Genomic DNA, 4,747 nt, shown 5'->3' on the forward strand with positions numbered 1-4,747 from the left:
AGGGAACAAATAACAAGATCAAGCTGATGAAACGTCGGGGATACGGATACAGAAATATCCAGCGTTTTGCATTGCGGGTTCGGCTAGAAACAGCTAACATACTTTCATGACAGGTGCAAGTACAACTTTTGGTGATGAACCCTTCATTTACACTTTCACCTTTTACTTTAAAATTGATTGAACAAAATCTTTTATATAATTTTAACAAAATATAGAAATGTTTTAAATAGTTTTTTTATCTGTAGATGAGTATTTTTCATTATAATAATTTCCATGTCATAAGAGGTAAACAGGGTACTCCTTAGGCGACATGGAGCTGTTTTTTGATCGCATCAATGGGAATATCTTGCTTCGCAGTGTTATCAATGAACTCGACGATGCTGTGGCCTTTCCGCGATCGAAGCAACTCCAGCCCAGCGGAAAGGGTTTGTTGGGATTCGGCAATGCTGTACACGCAGGCTAAAGCACCACTGCCCCATACCGTTTCACCGCCCGAACATGGCGAACGCGGTATCCATCTAGCTTCAGTTGCTCTTTCGCCTGCTGGAAAGCGCATTCGCTCGTTCAACGCTGGGCATCGTAACGCGAGATGTCTTCGTCGCTAAGCTCCCGATCGGTGCTCAAGAAGACACGGAGATGGTCCGGAGTCATCGGCTGATCCGCCTTCTAAGCCAGCAGCACCACCGCGTCATCGAGGCCATGGATCGACCCCTCATAGCGATACACGCGGTAACGCTCCTGACCCACCGTGACGAGGCGGGGGCTTGAGGCTTGATATAGCGGGCCAACGACTTGGTTTGGATGGCGATGCCTTTCGGATCAAGAATCCGGTTCGTCTTGAGCATGGCGATGACATGGAATCCCTGTTTCAGGCAGGCTTCGATGAGTTCCTTGGACGGATACCATGAATCCATAAGCACATACATCGGACGAGCCCGTTTCCCTTTGAACAAGGAAAGCATCTCGATTGCCAGGTCCATTTTGCTGGTTTCCACCTTTTTGTCATACAAGTGGAACGCGAACGGAAACGCTTGCGTGAAGGTGTGCACCATCAGCCAAACGAGCGAATGCCCCCAGACCATTTGATGATCTTTATGGGAGTCATGACAATCACATCCTTGAATGACGTGCGTTGCCCGTGACGAAGGCTTCGTTTTTTGGCAAATCGTATCATCCATCGAAAGGAAAAGGGGCTGATTGGGGTCCGTTTGGCCAGGCGTTCGATCTGGGGAAGAACCCGTTCTTGAAGCTTCTCAAACAGCCTTTCCTCGTTCCAAGGGCTTTTCGTGAAAATGAGTTTGCTTTTCGAAAAGGGCATGACTACGGAGTGGCGATCATGGATGCCGGGAGAAGTGTATGCCAGTGAAGCAGGAAAGAACAGGAAGCCATTGGACGTGCATGGACTCATGTGTGTCGTGAGCGATTGGGTCCCAAGCGATGAAAAAAGCGATTCAAGGGGTTTGCCCAGAGACGACACATGTGGTGGATTATTTTCATGTCATTCAGCTGTTTACCGATGTGTTAGAACGTTGTCGCAAATATGTGGACAAAGGGGGGCAAGAAACACGGAAATGTTCGTTACGTTTGCCGGTTATTGAGCTAATGCCTAGAGAAGTTGACGGAGGAAGAACGTCAAATCATAGGAGAATGGTGTAACGAAAGCGATGTGATTATTATGTGTTATAGTTGGAAGATATGGAATGGATCGTCCATTTCTTTAACTAATGAGCATCCATGATGCTAGGATTGGCATCATGGATCTGTTTTTAGGGGATGATACGTATTTCTTAGTTTATCGGCTGAAACAGACGCCAACAACATCATCACAGCGGAATATACATGGGACGCATTGGGCCACCCGGTCACGATGACGAAAGGCGGAGCCACTTACTACTATCATTTGAACGGTCATGGAGATGTCGTGGCATTGACGGACGCAAGCGGAAATGTCGTTGTCCAATACGAGTATGACGCATGGGGCAACATTGTGAACCGGCGCGCTGGCATTGGCGGCAGTCCGGGAAATCCGTATACATTGGGGGCTTGAGTTTGATACCATGCATGGAGTGACTTAAACAAAATGTTTTTGGCGTGATCGCGCCTCGAATCATCTCCTTCATGGTGTTCACTGCTTCGGCTGCGGCTATCTTTACTTTTGTACATGGGCGAGGCATCTCTCTTTTCGAAGCGGCATGAGCACCTCTCATGCGGGTGCAAAACGATGGACGTGGGAGGGGTGGTGGTTTATAATATTTCTTGAATCATTTGAATATTCAGGAGGTATGGGGATGGAGCGAACCGTTGTTGAAACAAGGTACGGACGGTTGCGCGGGGAAATGAATGAAGGCGTTTTTGTTTGGAAAGGAATTCCGTACGCGAAAGCGCCGGTCGGTGAGCGCCGGTTTTTGCCGCCGGAGTCGCCCGATGCGTGGGATGGGGTGCGGGAGGCGACATCGTTCGGTCCTGTCGTGATGCAGCCGTCGGATCCGATTTTCAGCGGATTGCTCGGGCGGATGAGCGAGGCGCCGAGCGAAGACGGGCTGTACTTGAACATTTGGTCGCCGGCGGCGGATGGGAAGAAGCGCCCGGTGTTGTTTTGGATTCACGGCGGCGCCTTTTTGTTCGGTTCGGGTTCTTCGCCGTGGTATGACGGGACGGCGTTCGCGAAACACGGCGATGTCGTTGTCGTGACGATCAACTACCGAATGAACGTGTTTGGCTTTTTGCATCTCGGTGATTCGTTCGGCGAAGCGTACGCGCAAGCCGGGAATCTCGGCATTTTGGACCAAGTGGCGGCGCTGCGCTGGGTGAAGGAGAACATTGCGGCGTTTGGTGGTGATCCGGACAACATCACGATTTTCGGTGAATCGGCCGGAGCGGCGAGCGTCGGCGTGCTGTTGTCGCTTCCGGAGGCCAGCGGGCTGTTTCGGCGCGCCATGTTGCAAAGCGGTTCGGGATCGCTTCTTCTCCGTTCGCCGGAGACCGCGATGGCGATGACCGAACGCATTCTTGATAAGGCTGGCATCCGTCCGGGCGACCGCGAACGGCTGTTGTCGATTCCTGCCGAGGAGCTGCTACGGGCGGCGCTGTCGCTCGGTCCAGGGGTCATGTACGGTCCGGTGGTGGATGGCCGCGTATTGCGCCGCCATCCGATCGAAGCGCTCCGCTACGGGGCGGCCAGCGGCATTCCGATTCTCATCGGCGTGACGAAAGACGAGTACAACTTGTTTACCTTGACGGATCCGTCATGGACAAAGCTTGGCGAAAAGGAACTTCTTGACCGAATCAACCGGGAAGTCGGGCCGGTGCCAGAAGAGGCCATCCGCTATTACAAAGAAACGGCGGAGCCGTCGGAGCCTACTTGGCAAACGTGGCTTCGCATCATGACGTACCGCGTATTTGTCGAGGGGATGCTGCGGACGGCGGACGCCCAAGCGGCGCAAGGGGCGGATGTGTACATGTACCGCTTTGACTATGAGACGCCGGTGTTCGGCGGCCAGCTGAAAGCATGCCACGCGCTCGAGCTGCCGTTTGTGTTTCACAATCTCCATCAGCCGGGCGTCGCGAATTTCGTCGGCAACCGGCCGGAGCGCGAGGCGATCGCCAATGAAATGCATTACGCTTGGCTCTCGTTTGCCCGCACCGGAGACCCGAACGGTGCTCACTTGCCGGAAGCGTGGCCGGCGTATACGAACGAGCGCAAGGCGGCCTTTGTCTTTTCGGCCGCCAGCCATGTCGAGGACGACCCGTTCGGCCGCGAGCGGGCGGCATGGCAAGGACGCTAGAAGATTTGATTCGTGAGGGAGCACCGCCGTCTGCGGAAAAAATGGAGCTTCGGCCTCTCTCCGCTAAACCAACAAAGGAACGGCCAACCGCCGTTCCTTTTTATTCGTTCGCCCCTCGGGAAGGAAGCCCGAACTGTTCCGCGAGCGCCGGGTCGCGGTCGATGGCCTCGATGAGCTTGCGCATGACGTTGATGTCAAACGTAAAGTTCGCCCCGATCGGCGAGGTGACGAAAATTTTCCCTTCCTTTGCCTCGCGCGCCCGTTTGAATTGATAGCCGTCAATCGCGATGACGACTCGTTCGTCCGGTCTTGCCATTGAAGTCCCTCCAGTCGTTGCCGATTTGCTTTCTATTGTAACGCATTTCGGCTGCGGACGACAATGATCATACCGCGCCCGAGGCATGGAGCGTCAAGCAGATGGAGGATGAAACGTTCCCCCATCTATGCAAAGGGGTAGAGGCAGGGAATTTTTTTGGCCCCCGCCCTCCGATTCAGCTGTCTTGCAAAGACAGGAAACGCAGTCTTTCCTTCAACACCGTTCCATTCTTCCGTTGCCTCCAGGCCGATCAGATCAGGTCAGATACGTTGCGATTTTTGCCAGGCATTCGTCAATGATTTCATCGATTTCCTCCATTTGAGCATCTTCTGGCTTGTATTTTTTTAAAACTTTTAGATGAGGGGCTTTCCAATCTAATGTTTCACAAAAATGTTTCACAAAAAAGATCCATGGGCAATGGTTTGCCCTCCACCCAGGGATGAAAATCCCCCTTTTCTTCCCATAATGAAGAATAGGCGCAAACAGTTTAACAGGACGTTATACTTAATGGTGGCTTGGACCCTGTACAGAAAAGTGTTTGAATCCACTGGGTGCACCACCCATTGTCCGCCCTTTCCTGTGATAGAGGAAAGGTGACGACGAACGGAAAACTGCCACATTTCTCCCGTGGATTCGCTGTTTGCGC

The 4,747-nt window shown here is 52.6% G+C and carries 5 protein-coding genes and 2 pseudogenes; 4 read left to right on the forward strand and 3 right to left on the reverse strand.

What is annotated here, in order from left to right:
- On the forward strand, positions 1-110 hold a 110-nt coding region (locus IKE44_RS09240; protein ID WP_287464785.1), incomplete at its 5' end, for a transposase.
- Between the two features lie 191 nt (positions 111-301).
- Here the strand turns inward: IKE44_RS09240 and IKE44_RS09245 are convergent.
- Positions 302-1,291, reverse strand: a pseudogene (locus IKE44_RS09245) (IS701 family transposase); the annotation flags it as partial.
- Between IKE44_RS09245 and IKE44_RS09250 the strand changes: the two are divergent.
- From IKE44_RS09250 to IKE44_RS09260, 3 genes and pseudogenes are all read left to right on the forward strand, one after another.
- Positions 1,274-1,684: pseudogene (locus IKE44_RS09250) on the forward strand (transposase); the annotation flags it as partial. The pseudogenes IKE44_RS09245 and IKE44_RS09250 sit on opposite strands and share 18 nt — an antisense overlap.
- A 183-nt stretch (positions 1,685-1,867) precedes the next feature.
- Complete coding sequence (locus IKE44_RS13755; protein WP_121625796.1) at positions 1,868-2,047, forward strand: RHS domain-containing protein; 180 nt, start codon at positions 1,868-1,870, stop codon at positions 2,045-2,047.
- A 241-nt stretch (positions 2,048-2,288) separates the two neighbouring features.
- Positions 2,289-3,785, forward strand: a complete 1,497-nt coding sequence (locus tag IKE44_RS09260) for a carboxylesterase/lipase family protein (protein ID WP_287465708.1) — start codon at positions 2,289-2,291, stop codon at positions 3,783-3,785.
- Positions 3,786-3,885: 100 nt separating this feature from the next.
- On the opposite strand, the gene IKE44_RS09265 is transcribed toward IKE44_RS09260, so the two are convergent.
- Positions 3,886-4,101, reverse strand: coding sequence for a hypothetical protein (locus tag IKE44_RS09265; RefSeq protein WP_033015115.1), 216 nt, complete (start codon positions 4,099-4,101; stop codon positions 3,886-3,888).
- A gap of 395 nt (positions 4,102-4,496) precedes the next feature.
- The coding region (locus tag IKE44_RS09270; protein WP_287465710.1) for a hypothetical protein at positions 4,497-4,747 on the reverse strand (251 nt) is incomplete at its 5' end.

The sequence above is a fragment of the Geobacillus sp. genome (genome assembly GCF_017515625.1).
Lineage (GTDB): Bacteria > Bacillota > Bacilli > Bacillales > Anoxybacillaceae > Geobacillus > Geobacillus stearothermophilus.